We start from the raw sequence: 19358 nt of genomic DNA on the forward strand, positions 1-19358 counted from the left end.
CTACATTTTTTGTTGATAAGTTCCTTCTCAGATTTCACTCCTAACACCTATTTTCTGTTTAATTTCATACTGTTTTGCTCTTTTTCAAGTGGATTGAGCCCAAATTTTACAAATACCGATTCAAAATTTAGATATGAATACATATTTCATCAACCGTAGTTTCCTTTTCTTTCTGACATTAACCTTAATCCTTGCGGGTTGTGGAAAAGATAATCCCGAAGATTTTCAGATAAATCCTGAATATCAAAAACACATCAGTTCATTTACTTCTGGTGTTATTTCGGCAGCTGCTCCAATTAAAATTCAGTTGACGGAACCTTATCCGAAAAAGGTAACACTGAATCAGGCAATCAAGGAGGATTTCATAAGAATAACGCCATCTGTAAAAGGAAAAACAGTTTGGAAGGATCAATATACTATCGAATTTATTCCTGAAAAAAGATTCAATTCTGGCGAAACTTATTGGGTTGAATTTGATTTAGGAAAAGTAAGTGATGTTCCAAAAGAATTGAAAACTTTCAAATTTCCTTTCAGCATTATCAAACAAGCTATCAATTTTGAAGTCGATGGATTGAAGAGTTATTCAAGTGAATCTATGGATTGGTATCAGTTTTTAGGAACTGCGATTACTGCTGACGTTGTTTCAACAAAAACTTTAAATGAGAACTTCAAAGTTACTGTAAATGGGGAAACTAAAAAAGCAAAATGGGTTAAGCAAGGGAACGAAAGATTATACAATTTAGTAGTAGACAGCATCCATAGAAAAAAGAAAGCTGGAGAGGTGAAAGTTGTTTGGAATACCTATCCAAAAGGTGATAAAGAGGAATACGAAATTAAGCATGAAGTTCCTGCAATGGGAGATTTCAAAGTAACTGGAACAACAGTAATTCAATATCCAGAGCAATATGTTTTAGTGCGCTTTTCAGATCCTTTATTAACCAATCAAAACTTAAGTGGATTAGTTGAAATAAGAGGTTTAGGGAATGTTAAAACAGCCATTTCAACCAACGAATTACGCATTTATCCAGGAAGTCGATTAGAAGGAACGCAGACTTTGGTCTTAAACGAAGCAATCGAAAACGCTAAAGGCTATAAATTCAAGAAAACAGTTAATATTTCTGTTGATTTTAAAGCCATAAAACCAGCGGTTAGATTAGTTGGAAAAGGAAGTATTCTGCCTTCATCAAACAATATGATGGTACCATTTGAAGCAGTCAACATCAAAGCCGTAGACATTCGCATCATTAAGATTTTTGAAAGTAATGTTACGCAATTCTTTCAAAACAATGATTATGATGGAAGTGATGAATTAAAGCGTGTAGGTCGCGTTATTCGTAAGAAAACGATCTATTTAGCGGAAGATAAACCACTCGATTTAGGAAAATGGAACCGATTCAATTTAGATTTATCTCAATACATTAAAGTGGATAAAGGTGCAATTTACCGAATAGAAATTGGATTTAGAAAACACCATTCTGTTTATCCTTGCAGCGGTTCTGCTGATGAAGATGTTCAAAGAGACGAAACCGATTGGGATGAAAAAGATTATGCAGAAGCTAATGAGTGGGATTACATCAATGATTGGAGTCATGATTATTACGATTACGACTATTTCGATGGATATGACTACCGTTTAGAAGACGATCCTTGCTCTTATTCGTTCTACAGAAATAAAAGCGTTGTTAAAAACATCTATGCTTCTGATATCGGGATTATTGCGAAAACTGGAACGAATGGTCAAACGCTTGTTGCCGTGACAAATATCGTTAGCGCACTGCCTATTCAAGGAGCTGTGGTGAGATTGTACGATTACCAGCAACAACTTATGGAAGAAATTCGCACGGACACTAAAGGAATGATTAAAACCAAACCTTTCAAAAGAGCGCCATTCTTTATTGTGGTTGAACACGATAATCAAAAAGGATATTTGCGTCTTGGAAATGGAAATTCTTTGCCACTGAGTCGATTTGACATTGATGGTGCAACAATTCAAGAAGGAATTAAAGGATATATCTACGGAGAACGCGGTGTTTGGCGTCCTGGAGATACACTTTTCTTGAATTTCATATTGGAAGACAAAGACAGAATGATTCCAGCCGACCACCCTGTTATTTTTGAATTACACAACGCACGTGGTCAATTGGTGAAAAGAGAAGTCCGCAAAGAATCAATGAACGGGTTCTATAATTTCACTACTCCAACAGATGCAGATGCTCCAACAGGAAATTGGAATGCAAAAGTTGAAGTCGGTGGAGCTACTTTCTATGAAACTATTAAGGTTGAAACGATTAAACCCAACAGGTTAAAAATAAACTTGAAGCTAAATGATGAATTAATTAGTGCTTCAGATCCATTTGTGAAAGGTAATTTAACGGTAAAATGGTTGCACGGAGCACCCGCAAAACAATTGAAAACTGATATTTCATTGAAGTTTGTTCCGACGACAACGACCTTCAAAGCTTTCAAGAATTATACTTTTGACGATCCAAGTAAATCCTTTTATCCTTCTGAAGAAATGTTCTTAGAACAAAAATTAAACGACGAAGGAAAATTGTCTTTCAGTCAGAAAATTGAAGTACAGGACCAAGCTCCGGGAATGTTAAAAGCAATTTTTAAAACCAGAGCATTTGAACGTGGTGGAGATTTCAGTACGGATCAAATGGCAGTAAACTATGCTCCTTACGATCATTTTGTTGGAATTCAAACACCTGAAATTAATAAATACGGTGCTTTACAAACCGATACGACTTACAATTTCCCAATTGTTTCTGTAGATAAAAACGGAATCAGAAAAGGAAATCGCCAACTACAAGTTGAAGTATATAGAATTGAATGGAGTTGGTGGTGGGAAAGCGGTTCTAACAATGTAGCGAGCTATATCAACAGAAACAACGTCACTCCTATTTCGCGTGAAGTAATCTCTACCAATGCTAGTGGTGATGGAAAAACTTCTACTAAAATAGAAAAATATGATTGGGGACGTTACCTCATCAAAGTGACAGATTTAAACAGCGGACATTCTACGGGAATGATGACTTATTTTGATTGGCCGAATTGGATGTCAAGAGCTGGAAGAGAAACTCCAGACGGTGCAAATATGTTGGTTTTTTCTTCAGATAAAAAAGAATATTCAACTGGAGAAAAAGCGAAAATCAGTTTTCCTTCTGCTGCTTATGGTAGAGCATTAATCAGTATTGAGAATGGAAAGAAAGTAATTGATGCTTTTTGGATTGAAACAATTGGAAGTGAAACATCATTTGAGTTGCCAATAACTAAAGACTTGGCTCCAAATTGCTATGTTCATATTACCTTCCTTCAAAAGCACGAAAAGACAACCAATGACGCTCCAATTCGAATGTATGGAGTTGTTCCAATTATGGTCAAAGATCCACACACGATTCTTGAACCACAAATTAAAATGCCAGATAAATTAGCGCCTGAATCTTCGTTTACGATTGAAGTGAGCGAGAAAAACAGACGTGAAATGACTTATACCATTGCCGTTGTGGATGAAGGTTTATTGGATTTAACAAGATTCAAAACTCCGAATCCGTGGAATCATTTCTATGCACGTGAAGCTTTAGGCGTTCAAACTTGGGATTTATTTGACCATGTAATTGGCGCTTATGGAGCAAAAGTCGAGAATATTTTAACAATTGGTGGAGATCAAAACATTAATCCGGGAGATGATAGTCCAATTCGCTTTAAACCTATGGTTCGTTTTATCGGGCCTTTCAAATTGAATGCTGGAAGTACTGCAAAACATAAAATTAGCGTTCCAAATTACATTGGTTCAGTGAGAACAATGGTTGTAGCGGGTCAAGATGGCGCTTATGGAAGTGCTGAAAAGACGACGGCTGTCAAGAAACCTTTGATGGTTCTAGCGACTTTACCTCGTGTTTTAGGCCCTAAAGAGAAAGTTTCTTTACCGATTAACGTTTTCGCAATGGACAAAAAAGTGAAGAACGTAACTTTACAAGTCAAAACGAATAGCCTGGTAAAAGTAATTGGTTCGCCACAAAAGCAAATCACTTTCGATAATGTGGGTGATCAAGTGGCTTATTTCGACTTAGAAGTCGGAACAATTACTGGTGCTGCCAAAGTAGAAGTTATTGCAACAAGCGGAAATGAAAAATCTACGCATGTTATTGACCTCGAAGTGCGCCAACCCAATCTTCCAATTACAGTTTATAATGAAGGAACAATTGATGGCAATGCTTCATGGATGAACAGTATTGACTTGCCAGGAATGGACAACAGTAATTCAGCGAAATTGGAATTATCGACCATCCCTCCTATTAATTTAGAGAAACGCTTGGGTTATTTGATCCGTTATCCGCATGGATGTTTGGAACAGAAAACTTCTGGAGCTTTCCCACAATTATATTTGTCTTCTCTAATGGACATTGATGCGCCTACAAAAGCGCGTATTGATAATAATGTTCGTTCGGTGATTAATAAAATCCAAAGACATCAACTGAATGATGGAGGATTCTCATTCTGGCAAGGCAGTGGTACTTCAAGCGATTGGGGAACAACTTATGCCGGACACTTTATGTTAGAAGCTGAGAAAAAAGGCTATGCGCTTCCTTATGGAATGAAAGAAAAGTGGATCAATTATCAGAAAGACCAAGCGAAGAAATGGAGTTCACGTAATCACAACAATTACCGTAATTCTGATTTACCACAAGCTTATCGTCTATATACATTGGCATTGGCTGGAGAACCTGTTTTGAGTGCGATGAACAAACTACGTACACAAAGCGACTTATCTATTCAAGCCGCTTGGAGATTGGCTGCAGCATATCAAATTGCTGGGAAAAGCGAAGTTGCTAATGACATTGTGAAGAATAAATCGACCAAGGTTGATCCTTATACGGAATTGAGTTATACGTATGGTAATAATGACAGAGATCAAGCGATGATTATTGAGACTTTGACTTTGATGGGAGAAAAGTCTAAAGCAGCTGCTTTGGTGAGAGAACTTTCTGAGGTTTTGAGTCGAGACAGATGGATGAGTACCCAAACGACTGCTTATTCTCTCATGGCAATTGCGTTATTTACGGAGAACAATAAACCAAAAGATGGAATGAAAGCTTCTTATGTTTACAATGGTAAAACCGTTGATATCAAAAGTTCTAAAGCAATTGAGTTAATTGATTTAAAAGTTAATGGAACTCAGAAAAAGGTAGATGTAGAAATCAAGAATGCTGGAGAAAGTTATCTCTTCGTTCGATTAATCGCAACAGGGATTCCATTGGCAGGAAATGAAGTTTCTAAATCGGATAATATTTATATGGATGTTGTTTACCGCAATGCAGCGAATGAAGTCATCAATATTGAAAACATTGAGCAAGGAACTGACTTCTCGGTTGAAGTAACGGTTTCTAATCCGGGAATGAGAGGAAACTATGAAGAATTGGCATTGTCTCAAATCTTCCCGAGTGGTTGGGAAATTCACAATCAACGAATGGATATGAATTACTCAGGAAACGAAGGAAATCTTTTCAATTACCAAGACATTCGCGATGATAGAGTTTATACTTATTTCGATTTACGTAAGAACAAGAGCAAAACGATTAAAATCAATCTTCACGCGGCTTATGTTGGAGAATATTACATGCCAGCTGTTCATATTGAAGCGATGTATGATGCTACGATTTCTGCTTTGAAGAAAGGTAAATTGGTTAAAGTTGTTTCGCCTGGCGGAAGATAATCGTGCGTTTAAAACTAGGTAAATATCGCTTTTACTTTGCTCCCAGAAAGTTAACTTACTTTGCACTCTTTGCATTTACGGTTTACTTTCTGGGTTGCTTACCGACTCCATTATTTGACAGTCCTACTTCCACTATTCTGTTAAGTAGAGATGGTCGATTAATGAATGCGCGAATAGCTGAAGACGGTCAATGGCGCTTTCCAGAAATGGACAGTACTCCAGTAAAATTCAATGAAGCAATTATAGCTTTTGAAGACCATGACTTTTATGCGCATACAGGAGTTAGTATTAGAGCAATTGGTAGGGCAGTAATCAGTAATTTCAAAGCGAAAAGGGTGGTAAGTGGCGGAAGTACAATCACAATGCAAATTGCTCGAATGGCGAGAAATTCTGATAGAACATTCTACAATAAGTTTATTGAAGCCATTTGGGCTTTTCGAATGGAAACAAAATACAGTAAAGAACAATTACTGACTATCTATGCTTCTCATGCGCCTTTTGGAGGGAACGTTGTTGGATTAGAAGCAGCTTCTTGGCGATATTACGGTTTGCCTCCTCATGATTTATCTTGGTCGCAAGCAGCAACCTTAGCTGTTCTGCCTAATGCTCCGGGATTAGTTCACCCAGGAAAAAACAGGGAGATTCTTTTAGAAAAACGAAATAAAGTACTGACTACCTTATTTGAACAAGATAAAATCGATGCAATAACTTATGAATTGTCATTGGACGAACCGTTAATTGGCGCTCCAAAGACTTTACCTTCTCTCGCTCCTCACCTATTGGACAATGCGATTTCTTCGGGTAGGAAAGGTCAAAGAATTACGACAACACTCGATGATAGAAAACAAGAAAAGTTAACGGAAATTTTAGCACGTCACCAAAGACATTTGAATCAGAATTACATTCATAATGCTGCTTTGATAGTTATTGATGTCAAGACAAACGAAGTCGTTACATACATTGGGAATTCAGCAACTGAGAATAAGTATCAGAAATATGTGGACATTGTTCGCGCTCCAAGAAGTTCAGGAAGTATTTTGAAGCCCTTCCTCTATGCTGCAATGACGCAAGAAGGAATGATTCACAACGATCAATTGATTCCTGATGTTCCAATGAATTTCGATCACTTCTCTCCTCTAAATTACAATGAAAAGAATGAAGGAGCTGTTAAAGCTGGCGATGCTTTAGCGCAATCTCTGAATGTTCCCGCTGTTTATCTATTGCAACAATATGGAATTGACAAGTTCCTGCATAAATTACGTTCAATCGGTCAAACACATGTTTCGAAAAGTGCACAACATTATGGATTGTCTTTAATTCTTGGAGGAGCTGAGTCTTCTCTTTGGGATGTTGCTAATGCCTATGCAGGAATGGCGAAAACTTTGAATTATTATAATACGGAAAACAAATACAATTCAAACACATGGGACGATGCGAGTTTGTTCAATACTTATGCACCACAATCTTCAGCTGTCACAAGAACGACTTCAAAATTTGATGCCGCTTCAATTTATGAAACATTTCAAGCTTTGCTAAGTGTAAATCGACCTTATATGGACGCTTCCTGGGAACAATACTCCTCTTCATCACGCATTGCATGGAAAACAGGAACAAGTTACGGAAACAGGGATGCTTGGGCAATTGGTTGCACTCCTGACTATGTTGTTGCGGTTTGGGTAGGAAATGCAACTGGCGAAGGGCGACCGGGAATTATTGGAACTACCGCTGCTGGTCCAATTATGTTTGATGTTTTCTCTCATTTGTCTTCAAAAAGAGGCTGGTTTATTCCGCCTTATGATGAATTAGTGAAAATGAGTATTTGTAAAGAAAGTGGACATAGGAATACTGTAAATTGCACAAAAATAGATACAGTTCAAGTGCATCAAATGGCTTTACGAGGGCCGTCATGTAATTTCCATGAAGTTTTCCTCACTGATATGAAGGAAAAGTTCCGCTACAACAAAGGTTGTGCGCATGATGTGAGAGTAAAAACAGTTTCTCAATTTGTCTTGCCGCCACTCCAAGCCTATTTCTATAAGAACTCTCATCCGAATTACAAAGCTATTCCACCATTTCATCCAGATTGTGAAGGCGTTACAGAAGACAAGACTTTCTCCATTATTTATCCTGATCACAACAGTAAAATGATCGGAACGGTAGATTTAGATGGGTTTTCCAAAGGAATTATCTTTGAAGCTTCTCACCCTGATAATTCGGCAACGCTATTTTGGCATGTGGACAATCAGTATTTAGGAGAAACAAAAGGTCAGCACAGTATAAAGTACATTCCTGAAGAAGGTCAGCATTTATTGACGGTGCTGGATGAAATGGGGAATCAAAAGAAGATAATATTTACGATTTTGGGGGATTAGTGTTGCGCAGCAGTGCAACTGCAGCGCGACACTAATACTTAAATTATTGAATCCTTAAATCTTTGAATCCTTAGAATTGCGTATCTTTATAAATAGACAAAAAAACAAATATGAAAAACTACATCATACCATCCCTCCTTTTATTCCTAGGAACGACTTTTACTTCCCAAGCACAAGCCCCTGTAATTTCGCAAGAAGTAAAGGAAAACATAATATCTCGAGTGGACAAAGAAATAACGCCTGCTATCGTCGTTGGTGTGGTTAATGCTGATGGAATTACTTATTTCAGTTATGGAGTAAAATCATTAAAAACCAAGGAGCTTGTAGATGAAAATTCGATTTTTGAGTTGGGTTCTATTTCTAAAACTTTTACAGGAATACTATTGGCGGATATGGTCGTAAAAGGAGAAATAGATTTAGATGAACCTTTACAAAATCTTCTTCCGGAAGGAATTACCGCTCCTACAAAAGATGGAAAATCAATTAAGTTATTTCATTTATCCAATCATACTTCAGGATTGCCTAGATTACCTAACAACATGAATCCAAGTAATCCAGCTAATCCTTATGCTGATTACACTGTAAAGGAAATGTATGATTTCTTAAATAGTTATGAATTAACCAGGGCTATTGGATCTGAATTTGAATATTCGAATTATGCTGTTGGATTATTGGGTAATGTCTTGGCTGCCAAACGCAATATGACTTATGAAGAATTAATGTTAGAAATTATTGCTCAACCTTTGGGCATGAAAAATACAGCTATTGTTTTCACTACAGAAATGAGAGAGAATTTGGCTTATGGTCACAACACTGGACTGGAAGTAGAAAACTGGGATTTACCAACTTTAGCTGGTGCGGGCGCTATTCGCTCCTCAGCTGCTGATATGGTAAAGTTCCTATCTGCCAATATGGGAATTCTAGAAAGTGACCTTTATTCACCGATGAGATTATCCCATCAAATTACAAGTGATGAAGAAATTGAACAAAAAGTTGGACTAGGTTGGATAATAGATGAAAGCGACAGTGTTGAATATATTTGGCACAATGGCGCAACAGGGGGTTATAATACTTTTACTGGATTTAAAAAAGATGGAAGTCTAGGCGTTATAGTACTCACCAACTCAGAATCTGGAGTTACAGATATCGGAATGCATATATTGGATCCTTCGAAAGCGCTAAGCGATCCAAAACCTTCCATTGCAACGAAAGTAAAGCACATCCTCGACAATAAAGGAATTAGAAAGGCGACTAAAGTGTATTGGATTATTAAGAAAAACGAAGAAGAAGCTTATGATTTCGGTGAAGAACAACTAAATGCTTTGGGTTACTCCTATTTGCAAAAGAATGAAATCAAAAAAGCAATTTCAATTTTCGAATTGAATGTTGATGCTTTTCCAACATCTTCGAATGCTTATGACAGTTATGCGGAAGCTCTGATGAAAAATAAGGAGAATAAAAAAGCGATTAAAAACTATAAAAAATCTGTAGCACTCAATCCTGGAAATACGAATGCGATTGAAATGCTTAAAAAATTAGGAGTTGAAACCAAAGACATGGTTGAAGAGATAATTGTTGAAGATGCTGTTTTAAAAAGTTATGTGGGTGATTATGAATTGGCTAAAGGATTCATTTTAACTATCAGTAAAGATGGTAGTCAGTTGAATGCACAAGCGACAGGACAAGGCGCTGCCCCAATTTTTCCTAAGTCAAATAATGAGTTTTATTATAAAATTGTAGACGCTCAGGTAGTTTTTAATTTGAATGAAGCTGGAGAAGTGGAGAGTTTGACTTTGTTTCAAGGTGGACAAGAGTTGGTTGGTGTGAAGCAATAAAACTGCTTTACAGCTGCGAAAAAGTAGGCGCAGCAGTGCAACTGCAGCGCTGCCACGTTACAAAAAAACAAAAAAATATGAATTTGAATAAAGACAATATGCTAAAAGAATTACGAGACGAAAATGGGAACAAAATTAGTCCCAAGTTAGGTGAAAGTATGAAAAACTACCTTATTGATATTGATGGAACTATCACGGAAGATGTGCCCAATGAAGAACCTGAAAGAATGATTACTTGCGTCCCTTTTCCTGATGCGCTGGAAACGCTGAATAACTGGTATGAAGAAGGTCATATTATAACCTTTTTTACATCAAGAACGCATGAACACAAGCAAGTCACAGAAGAATGGTTGGATAAACATGGATTCAAATATCAAAGTGTAGTCTACGGAAAACCAAGAGGTGGCAATTACCATTGGATAGATAATCATATAGTTAGAGCGACTCGCTACAAAGGTAAATTCACTGATCTGGTGAGTAAGAATGTTAATATTGAAGTTTTTAATGATAAAGAGTAGCGCGCAGCAGTTCACCCCATAAAAGCTCGAGAGTTTCGTAACACAACTTTATCTTTTGGAATACTTCAAATACTCTTCAATATTCATATTTTTGTAGGGATTGATTAAAATCATAAATCCATTTAGAATTACATAAGCAAAGGAATATAGTGGGAATCGTACAAAGGCAAAGTTTAAAGAACTCTATCGTAAATTACTTGGGCATCATCATCGGTGGATTAAGTACGATGTTCATCTATCCTTTGGATTGGGAACTTTATGGTGAGATTCAATTTAGTTTGTCTAGTGCTATTTTACTCAGTGCCTTCTTTTCATTGGGAAGTCATGCTTTGGTGAATAAGTATTTCCCCTATTTTGAAAGTACGAAAACGAAGGGATTTTTATCTCTTCTTTTCATTTACAGTGCTATTAACACTGTGTTTATTTCATCGCTTTTATTTCTTTTTAAAGCTCCTTTCTCTTCAATGTTAGCATTGGGTGGTTTTGAGGTCGATAAAATAAGCGATAATCTATTCATCATTCTTCCTTTGGGAGTTCTGATGGTTTTTATCGCTGTATTACGCGCCCATAGCTTTAACTTTGGTAGAATCGTTTATCCTGATATTATTTCCAATTTCAGTTTAAAAATAATCGTTCCTGGAATTATTCTATTGAGTTATTTTTCTTTAATAAATTACAATGTTGCAGGTTGGATTCTCGTAGTTTATCATATTATCATCGCCATTGCTTTGATGCTTTATCTAAAATCTTTGGATGGTTTAGATTTCAAATCTGGCGTTATCAGAAGAGTTAAGAGAAAGAAACATGCTGAAATGATTCGATACATGCTTTATGGAGCTATGAATCACGTTGGAAATATTTTGGTTTATAAAATCGACATTGTGATGATTGGTCTGCTCCTTTCCACTACAAAAGTTGGTTATTACAGTATCTTCCTTTTCCTGTCTGTGGTTATCGAAATTCCAACAAAAGCAGTATTCCAAATTACCGGTCCAATGATTTCAAAAGCTTTTGAAGACAATAAAATGGACGAAATTAAAAAGTTGTACAAAACTTCATCAGCGAATTTATATGTGGTTGGAATTGTTTTATTTTCCTTGATTTGGTTGAATATTGAAACTTTCTTCGTGGTAATGACCAATGGAGAGGATTTAGTGATGTACAAAACGGTTTTCCTCTTATTGGCGTTAACGAAAATCATTGATATGGTAACGAGTGTAAACTTCTCCATCATCTCTTATTCAAAGTATTTTAGAGTAAACACATTGTTCATTTTCATCCTAGCAATATCAAACGTGATAATGAATTATTACTTTATTAATTCATTTGACATCATTGGAGCAGCCTTATCTACAGCTATTTCAATGTTAGTATTCAACTTATTGAAAACGTTTTTCGTTGCCATTAAATACAAAATGCATCCTTTTACTTGGCCATTAATCATCATTTCGCTCTTCCTTTTGATGGCGATATTTATGCCTTTGTTCTTCCCTACTCTATTTAAATCAATCCTACTCTCTGTGTTGATTTCAGGAACATTTATTTTATTGTTTATTTTTGTGGTCTACAAGCTCCATATTTCAATAGAAATTAATAGATTTATCGATAAATACAGAGCTAAAATTCTAAAATAAAAGCGTTAAAATGAAGATTCAGAAAATTGTATTAGTGGGAAATTCCGTTGCTTTACGCAATCGACCGCACAACAATTTAACGAGTCAAAATTATGGTCAAATTTTAGAAAAAACGCTCAACGAAGGAAAGGAGAACGAAATCATTCAGGTAAATAATTTGGCTTTTACAAGGGCTACTGTTTATGATTTACACAAGGTTTACCCTCAAATTATCAATAATTACGGAGATTTATACATTATCAATATTGGTAGTTCAGACGCTGCAACGCGCGAAATCCCAAGATGGTTTGCTGACTTTCTATTCTCTAACAAAAGAAGTTTATTCGTTAAAGCAATGAAAGCTTTTCACTTGTATGCAATCAAGCCAAACATTAGGTTATTAGTCAAGTTGAGGGGAAAACGTGCTTGGACATCTGCCAAAGTATTTAAGCAAGAATACAGCAAATTAATTCATGAAATTCAGCACAATACGAATGGAAAAGTGATTTGTGTAGCTATAAATTTACCGAATCAACGCATTGAAGATAAGATTCCAGGAACTTACAAGAATTATCAAAAGTTCAATAAAATAATAGAAGCGCTTTGTTTGGAAAAAGAAGCAATCTATTTGAATCTTGATGATTTAAAAGCTGAAGAACACTTCCCTGATGGTATTCATTTTTCTGAAGAAGGGAATAAAGTTCTCGCTCAAAGACTGTTAGTAATTATCAATCAAAATAAAATTCTAAAATAAAACTATTTACATCACATGGATTTCAAATACCTCAAAGAAACACAAGCTGCATTGCTTGAAATGGCAAAAATAATTGATCAAAAATGCAGAGAACATAATATCACTTATTGGATTTGTACTGGAACTGTTTTGGGTGCTGTGAGGAATAAAGGTTTTATTCAGTGGGATGATGATTTAGACATGTGCTTTCCGGTTGCTGAGTATCGAAAATTGCTCAAAGTATTGAAAGAGGAGGTTTTAATTGAGCATCCACATTATATTTTATACAACGAAAACAGACCTTTTCCACATTATTCGGAATACTTGGCAGATACGCGCATTATGAGTGACCACTTGTACCCTATCAAAATTGATTTGGTAAAAGTTAAATCTATTCCTAATACGCCCGAAGCAATTCAAAATGATGTAGATAGAGTGAATTTATACGCTTATATTTTTGGGAAAAAGAAGAAGGTGAAAATCGAAAATAAAGCCTTGATTAAAGAACATCTTTTAACAGGCAGTTTCTTATTCAAACGTGAACGCTACCTTAAAAATTTCATCAGTTACGTTGATGAACTTGATGTTATGGACGAAAATCACGTTTATGAAAATATCTATAACGACATCTTCTTTTCGAGGGAAGTAAAACCATATAACTACACTGATCTATTCCCATTGCAAGAGCTTGAATTTGAAGACACGAAGTTTTTTGCGCCAAGAGACACGAAAACATATCTATCTAATTTATATGGTGAGAATTTCATTATTCCTCCACCAGAAGATAAGCGCAAACCTTACTCAAAATCACTTGGTCCAGCTAAAATCCCTGTATTCTTAACAAAGAAACTACTTTGGACACTTTATGCTTTAAAAGCTATTAAAGGAAGTTTTACATTGCCTACTAAAATCAAAAATCTAGATAAGAATACGATATAGAACACGAAATTTCAAAGTCATTTATTGCATTGTCTAAATTGCATTTAAATACTGAACGAGATTTCATTATCTTTACCGCTTACATTTTTGAAACAGTAAATTATTTTACTCAATAATCCTCACTTACAGAAAACAAAATGAATAAAAGCCAAGCAGTAAACAACCTCAAAGAATTGGATACAATTTTTAGAGAACTAGGCGTAGAATACTGGTTATCAAACGGAACATTATTGGGTTTATACCGTGATAATGATTTAATTTCTGGTGATTCTAATACTGATATGTCTGTTAATGTGAAAACAATTTCGAAAGATATGTTTCAGAGGATCAATGAGGCTAACTTTTCTATTGTGCGTTTTTTCGGAAAATTAGAAGACGGATTTATGGTTGAAATAGCAAAGAATGATGTTAAAACCAATCTATTTTTCTTTTATAAGGAGAAAGCGAAATGGTATCATTCTGTTTATGTAGATGTGGATGGAATCGAAAGCTTGAAATATGATTATGTTTACGCACCATTTGAATTAACTGAAGCAACATATCATGGAAATCAGTTCTTTATTCCTGCAAGCACTGAAGATGTTTTAAAGCAGCAATATGGCCCAACCTGGCAAACTCCAGATAAAAATTGGTCAATTACTGAATCTCCAAATAATGCAATTAAGACAGAGGAGCGTTTTAAGTTTAGTGAATCAGAAAGTGATTTCAATTCGCTAATGAATTTTGAAAACAAATCTTACTGGGATGAATTTTACAAATCAAATAAAGACCTCAATAAAGAATCTGATTTTGCAAGATTTGTATTGTCCGATTTAGAAAAAAGATACGCTGATTTAGGAACAATAAAAATGGTTGACCTAGGTTGTGGAAACTTAAGAGACACAAAATACTTTCACAGTAATGGAGTAAATATCGAAGGAGTTGACCTTAGTTTTAACCTAAGCGACCCTTTAATCAAAACTTACAATGACAGCGTTCTAAATGTTGATTTACAGAAATATAACGTTTTCTATGCTCGTTTCTTTGTTCATTCAATTAAAGAAGATATTCTAGATGCATTATTGAATAAAATTAAGTCAGAATCAGAAAATTTCATCTTCTATATTGAAACTAGATCTTCCAAAAACATTACCAACGACAAGAAATCAATCACATTTTTCAAATCGTCAATTGGAGATAAACATTACAGATATTTGTATTCGAAAAGCTATTTAGAGGAAAAGTTAAAACCACTTTTCAATATAGAATATATGTTAGAAGACAATGATTTGGCTATTTACAAAGAAGAGAATCCTTATTGTATTAGAGTTACGTTAAAATCCTAACATATAAGGTATTCGTGTTTAAGAGCACGCTGATTATGAACAAATAATAGTCAAGCAAAAATATTTAGTAATCCCCTGTAGACTTCTGTTTACAGGGGATTGTTTTTTGAGTAAGATGAGATTTTTAAACGTATTCTTTCTTGTTTATAACGGAAGGTATTGGTGTTTTTGACTCAGAAAAGCATTCAGAAAAAGAAACTCAAAACAATTCAAAAGCACTTTCAATCAATTCTTTCACGTCATCAGAAAGCAGTATTACTTCATCTCCAATTGTAACATCAGTTTTATAAATTGGAAGCTGAACAATTGGTTTTGCATCCAAGGCGCTTAATGAAAACAAGAGAGATTTCATCGCATTTTCTCCTCTTGGTTCATAGGGTGTAAAAGTAATGGGCAATACCTTTTTATCAGTAAACTCTCCTGAATGCGTGCACCACTCTATCATATTTTTCAAAACAGCCGGAATGTTATGCGTATATTCTGGAGTAGAAATCACCACTGCATCAGCTTTAAAAAGTTGCCCTTTAAAATCTTGAACAATTTCAGGAATCCCTTCCTTTAAGCGTTGCGGAGTAAACAATGGGAATTCTGACAGCGAATCATAAATAGTGATCTCAAAACGGTCTTTAAACAGTGTTTGAATGGCTTTTAAAAGATAGTAATTGCTGCTTTTTATGCTTGCAGAACCAGAAATTGCTAAGATTTTCATATTTATGTTTTTAGAATTTGTTTTATCAGATGAATGAGTAAAGATAAAAAAACTAGCATTAAGTTTTGAGAATGGAATTAGGTAAATCGAGGGAATTGTAGGTTTGGAGATTCTTATTCTTTCGCTTTTAACGGAAGTTCTGAGTTTGGTGCAGACGTTTTATAAAACGTCCGTAATTAGCCCGAAGGGAGTTTCATTTATGAAATTTATGGATAAATAAAAAGTTACTATTTTCCGATGCATGAAGTAATAGGCTTTTGTTTATAGGGCTTTAAGAAACAAAAACACATATAGAACACAATAAAAAAATGTATTATTAATTTAGTTAATATTTCTTAAGTTTAAAATTAATCTAATCAGTGTAAGATTTAAGGTGAAAATCTGCTTTATTATTTTTAGTTCACCTTTTTATACTAATCGTTTATTATATTTGAGAATAATCAAATCCAAAACAATGACCACTATGAAAAAATCCAATTCTACTTCTTTAAAGTCTTTCAGTAAATTCTGTTTAATATTGAGTTTACTCGTTTTCATCCCTATTTCATCATGTACTGAAAAGGATTCCACCAATATAGAAACAGAAGTTCCACTAACGGAAATTGATACGAATACTGTTTTTGTTGCTGATATAGATACTTTAATAGAAGAAGTTATAGTTGAAAACAACATTTCCAAAGCGAATAAAATCATAGCTCAGTTAGACTCAACAACTTCTTTAGGAAAGAAAATAATAGAAATACAAAAAGAAATTTATCCTGACCCAGCTAAGTATGATCATATTTTTAAAGGCTCTCAAATTGAAATTAACATAGGCATGGAGCAAAAATATATTGACAGAAAAATTCTTCTTGCCAAGGTTATAGAAACAATAAAAGAGGATAATAAAACCAATGATAGTTACCGAGAAAGTAGAGGTAAAAGTTTCATTAGCAATCTAGACAAGTCTCAAGACCTATGGTATAAATATATGCGTTCCCAAATACTGGTAAAGTATCCAGAAGATTCCTACTCTCGTGATGTTAGCGCATTTAATCTTTGCTATTTTGAATATTTAATCGAGTTAACAGACCAGCGTATTGTAATGCTTAATAATTGGCTTATTGGCGAAGTAAGTGGTAAAATGTGCAGTGGTACAATAGAAAATAAGAGATAGGAATTAATTGGTTTGGACTACTTTTAAAATATTATAAATTAACCTAAATTAAGATGTGGTTCAAAAACTTAACCGGCTTCGAAGAGAAAAACCCTCAATATGTTAAAGATAATTAGAAATTCAGGGAGAATATCTACTTTCAAAAATAAATAACAAGAAGTTTTGTTTTGGATAATTACACCCCTATCTTAAAGGAATTAACGGATAGTATTGATTTAATATATACAGCTGTTTTTAATTTGTTCTTCACATATTAGGAAACCACTGTTACAATTAAATTAGGATAGCTTATACTTTGAATTCCAAATCAAACTTATCTCAAGTCTTGTTTAAACGAAACAGAAAATGTATGTTTATAGGAAATAAATAATTTAATCTATTAACCCCAAGCACTTAAATTTTGAAAAATAAAATCATCCTTCATATACCTCATTCGTCTACAAATATCCCATTCAAAGAAGGCTATGTTGTCGACTCCGCTTCATTAGATAAAGAAATATTAAAATTAACCGATTGGTATACCGATGATCTTTTCTATCCCAAGGAAGATGAAATGATAAAGGCTGAATTTTCTAGAATATTTTGTGACGCTGAAAGATTTACAGACGATGCACAAGAGGTAATGGCGCAATTTGGAATGGGAGTTCTTTACGAAAAAAATGATAATGATGAAACAATAAGAAATGTAACACCAGAGCTCAAAGAAAAGGTCCTTACAGAATACTATTGGAAGCATCACGAAAAGCTAAGTAAAGCTGTAAAAAAACAATTAGACCTCTTTGGAAAGGCATTAATTATCGATTGTCATTCCTACCCAAGTACTCCTTTGATAAGAGACCTCGATAAAAATTCAGATCGTCCAGATTTTAATATTGGAACAGATGCTTTTCATACACCACAGAAACTCGTTGATTTATCTGTTTCATTCTTTAAAAATGCAGGATATTCTTTAGGAATCGATTGGCCTTACAAGGGCTCAATTGTTCCATTAGAATATTATAATAAGAACAAAAATGTTCAAACAATAATGCTTGAAATAAATAGAGGATTATACTTAAACGAACCTACGAATGAAAAGTCAGAACGATATTTAGAAATAAAGGAAATCACATCTGAATTCATGAAGACAATTAAAAGTAGTTTATAAATAGGAGTGATAAAATTGTTGATTAGAAGGTGGGGTTTGTTCTTGTCAAGGTTTGGGATGACAGAGGGTTTTAAGTTCAATTCTTGAAAATTATAAAGGCTGTTTTGATAAGTAAAAGGATTGATTTTTGGGAGGGATTAGTAGATAAATAAATATAATATAGCTCTACCAAAAGGTTCAATCTCGTATTTTCAACCATTTGTTAACAATACAATCATAAATCATACTGTCGACATACCTAATAAATCAAAACAGATGAAGTTATATTATTGGTTAAGGTTCATCCTTTTCACTTTCGTATTTTTTTTAGTTGCAGCTTGTAAAAAGGGCAAAGGTGCAATTTGTCGAGATGGATGGAGAAGTCATTCTACAGGCAGCGGGACATGCAGTTGGCACGGAGGCGTTGATTACTATTTGGATCCAGATGAAATAGCTATTGGTAGAACGATTGGCTTAGTAGTCTTTATAATTATTGTGATTTTTGTAATAAGATTCATTAGAAAGGTTGATTAATATAAAATGAACCAAAGTGCTACCAAAAATATACATCAATTAATATTTTATAATAAGTTTACTGAAGCAACACCAATAATGGAAAAAGAAATTGTTAGTTTTATTGAACAGTATATGAACGGTGTTCATAGCCATTTATTTTGGGAGAATTGTAAGACGGAAATTCCTTACTAATGGGACGATAGATTTCATTTTAATTGTTACTAGGTTATAATTGTTTACTTACCTAAATCACAATGATTATGTTTGTTATCTTCGGAACACTTCAAATAACTACCTCCTTTGGACCTGTTGAACAAAACCAATATCAAAATTATAATAACACTGAATTTTGGCAACTCAATCGATTATCAAAATTCTTTACATTATTTTTTATCCCCATTTTTCCTTATAACACGATCTATTGGTATTACTGTCCTATATGCAATTATGGGATTGAACTAGATTCTGTAGGATTTAAGAGTTACAAATCGATTGCAGAAATAAATTCATCATTTATAGAGAATAAAATTTCTGAAGAAGAGAAGAATATTCAAATGCAAAAAATACACAATGCTTTACAGAAAAATGCAGAAACTGAAAGAAGCAAACATCTTGAAGCCAGTAAAGAATGGGTGGAAACTGTATCAAAAAAAAATGACGCTGAATTAATAGAGATTTTATCTTCGAAATCAAGCGGATATAATCCAGCTTTTATTATTGCAGCAGAAGAGAAATACAAGAAGCGGAATCTATTGCTGTTAGAAAGTAAGACTATGCCGATTAAGATGATATTAAAATAA

13 protein-coding genes are annotated in these 19358 nt (G+C 34.4%); 12 read left to right on the forward strand and 1 reads right to left on the reverse strand.

Annotation, left to right across the window (positions count from 1 at the left end; translation table 11 throughout):
• The first annotated feature begins 133 nt into the window (after nucleotides 1–133).
• From ERX46_RS05270 to ERX46_RS05305, 8 genes are all read left to right on the forward strand, one after another.
• A complete protein-coding gene (locus ERX46_RS05270; protein ID WP_130092793.1) occupies nucleotides 134–5716 on the forward strand; it encodes an alpha-2-macroglobulin family protein in 5583 nt (1860 codons plus the stop codon).
• Nucleotides 5717–5718: 2 nt separating this feature from the next.
• Entirely contained in the window at nucleotides 5719–8088 is a 2370-nt protein-coding gene (pbpC, locus tag ERX46_RS05275; RefSeq protein ID WP_130092794.1) for a penicillin-binding protein 1C, read from the forward strand.
• A gap of 110 nt (nucleotides 8089–8198) precedes the next feature.
• The gene (locus tag ERX46_RS05280) at nucleotides 8199–9923 is read left to right on the forward strand and encodes a serine hydrolase (protein ID WP_130092795.1); all 1725 of its coding nucleotides are present in this window, start codon (nucleotides 8199–8201) and stop codon (nucleotides 9921–9923) included.
• A 98-nt stretch (nucleotides 9924–10021) separates the two neighbouring features.
• The gene (locus ERX46_RS05285) at nucleotides 10022–10441 is read left to right on the forward strand and encodes an LNS2 domain-containing protein (protein WP_449374883.1); all 420 of its coding nucleotides are present in this window, start codon (nucleotides 10022–10024) and stop codon (nucleotides 10439–10441) included.
• Nucleotides 10442–10590: 149 nt separating this feature from the next.
• Complete coding sequence (locus ERX46_RS05290; protein WP_130092797.1) at nucleotides 10591–12075, forward strand: MATE family efflux transporter; 1485 nt, start codon at nucleotides 10591–10593, stop codon at nucleotides 12073–12075.
• A 10-nt stretch (nucleotides 12076–12085) separates the two neighbouring features.
• A complete protein-coding gene (locus ERX46_RS05295) occupies nucleotides 12086–12808 on the forward strand; it encodes an SGNH/GDSL hydrolase family protein (protein WP_130092798.1) in 723 nt (240 codons plus the stop codon).
• A gap of 15 nt (nucleotides 12809–12823) precedes the next feature.
• The gene (locus tag ERX46_RS05300) at nucleotides 12824–13726 is read left to right on the forward strand and encodes a LicD family protein (RefSeq protein ID WP_130092799.1); all 903 of its coding nucleotides are present in this window, start codon (nucleotides 12824–12826) and stop codon (nucleotides 13724–13726) included.
• Nucleotides 13727–13863: 137 nt separating this feature from the next.
• Nucleotides 13864–15051: a class I SAM-dependent methyltransferase gene (locus ERX46_RS05305; protein ID WP_130092800.1), complete on the forward strand. Its 1188-nt coding sequence runs from the start codon at nucleotides 13864–13866 to the stop codon at nucleotides 15049–15051.
• A gap of 199 nt (nucleotides 15052–15250) precedes the next feature.
• Here the strand turns inward: ERX46_RS05305 and ERX46_RS05310 are convergent, their stop codons facing one another.
• Nucleotides 15251–15760, reverse strand: coding sequence for an NADPH-dependent FMN reductase (locus ERX46_RS05310; RefSeq protein WP_130092801.1), 510 nt, complete (start codon nucleotides 15758–15760; stop codon nucleotides 15251–15253).
• 463 nt (nucleotides 15761–16223) lie between these two features.
• Here ERX46_RS05310 and ERX46_RS05315 point away from each other — a divergent pair, with 463 nt between their 5' ends.
• The 4 genes from ERX46_RS05315 to ERX46_RS05330 all read left to right on the forward strand — a co-directional run bounded on the left by ERX46_RS05315 (nucleotide 16224) and on the right by ERX46_RS05330 (nucleotide 19358).
• Nucleotides 16224–16916, forward strand: a complete 693-nt coding sequence (locus ERX46_RS05315; protein ID WP_130092802.1) for a lysozyme inhibitor LprI family protein — start codon at nucleotides 16224–16226, stop codon at nucleotides 16914–16916.
• A gap of 400 nt (nucleotides 16917–17316) precedes the next feature.
• A complete protein-coding gene (locus ERX46_RS05320) occupies nucleotides 17317–18063 on the forward strand; it encodes an N-formylglutamate amidohydrolase (RefSeq protein ID WP_130092803.1) in 747 nt (248 codons plus the stop codon).
• A gap of 255 nt (nucleotides 18064–18318) precedes the next feature.
• Nucleotides 18319–18576, forward strand: coding sequence for a hypothetical protein (locus ERX46_RS05325; RefSeq protein WP_130092804.1), 258 nt, complete (start codon nucleotides 18319–18321; stop codon nucleotides 18574–18576).
• Between the two features lie 242 nt (nucleotides 18577–18818).
• Nucleotides 18819–19358, forward strand: coding sequence for a zinc ribbon domain-containing protein (locus ERX46_RS05330; RefSeq protein WP_130092805.1), 540 nt, complete (start codon nucleotides 18819–18821; stop codon nucleotides 19356–19358).

Origin of the sequence: Brumimicrobium glaciale (assembly GCF_004152935.1) — a bacterium.
In the GTDB taxonomy this organism is placed as follows: domain Bacteria; phylum Bacteroidota; class Bacteroidia; order Flavobacteriales_D; family Crocinitomicaceae; genus Brumimicrobium; species Brumimicrobium glaciale.

Excerpts from the sequence above, each read along its gene's own strand:
- ERX46_RS05270 (WP_130092793.1), top strand. The coding sequence starts at position 134 with ATGAATACATATTTCATCAACCGTAGTTTCCTTTTCTTTCTGACATTA.
- ERX46_RS05280 (WP_130092795.1), top strand. The coding sequence starts at position 8,199 with ATGAAAAACTACATCATACCATCCCTCCTTTTATTCCTAGGAACGACT.
- ERX46_RS05285 (WP_449374883.1), top strand. The coding sequence starts at position 10,022 with ATGCTAAAAGAATTACGAGACGAAAATGGGAACAAAATTAGTCCCAAG.
- ERX46_RS05295 (WP_130092798.1), top strand. The coding sequence starts at position 12,086 with ATGAAGATTCAGAAAATTGTATTAGTGGGAAATTCCGTTGCTTTACGC.
- ERX46_RS05300 (WP_130092799.1), top strand. The coding sequence starts at position 12,824 with ATGGATTTCAAATACCTCAAAGAAACACAAGCTGCATTGCTTGAAATG.
- ERX46_RS05305 (WP_130092800.1), top strand. The coding sequence starts at position 13,864 with ATGAATAAAAGCCAAGCAGTAAACAACCTCAAAGAATTGGATACAATT.
- ERX46_RS05310 (WP_130092801.1), bottom strand. The coding sequence starts at position 15,760 with ATGAAAATCTTAGCAATTTCTGGTTCTGCAAGCATAAAAAGCAGCAAT.
- ERX46_RS05315 (WP_130092802.1), top strand. The coding sequence starts at position 16,224 with ATGAAAAAATCCAATTCTACTTCTTTAAAGTCTTTCAGTAAATTCTGT.
- ERX46_RS05325 (WP_130092804.1), top strand. The coding sequence starts at position 18,319 with ATGAAGTTATATTATTGGTTAAGGTTCATCCTTTTCACTTTCGTATTT.
- ERX46_RS05330 (WP_130092805.1), top strand. The coding sequence starts at position 18,819 with ATGTTTGTTATCTTCGGAACACTTCAAATAACTACCTCCTTTGGACCT.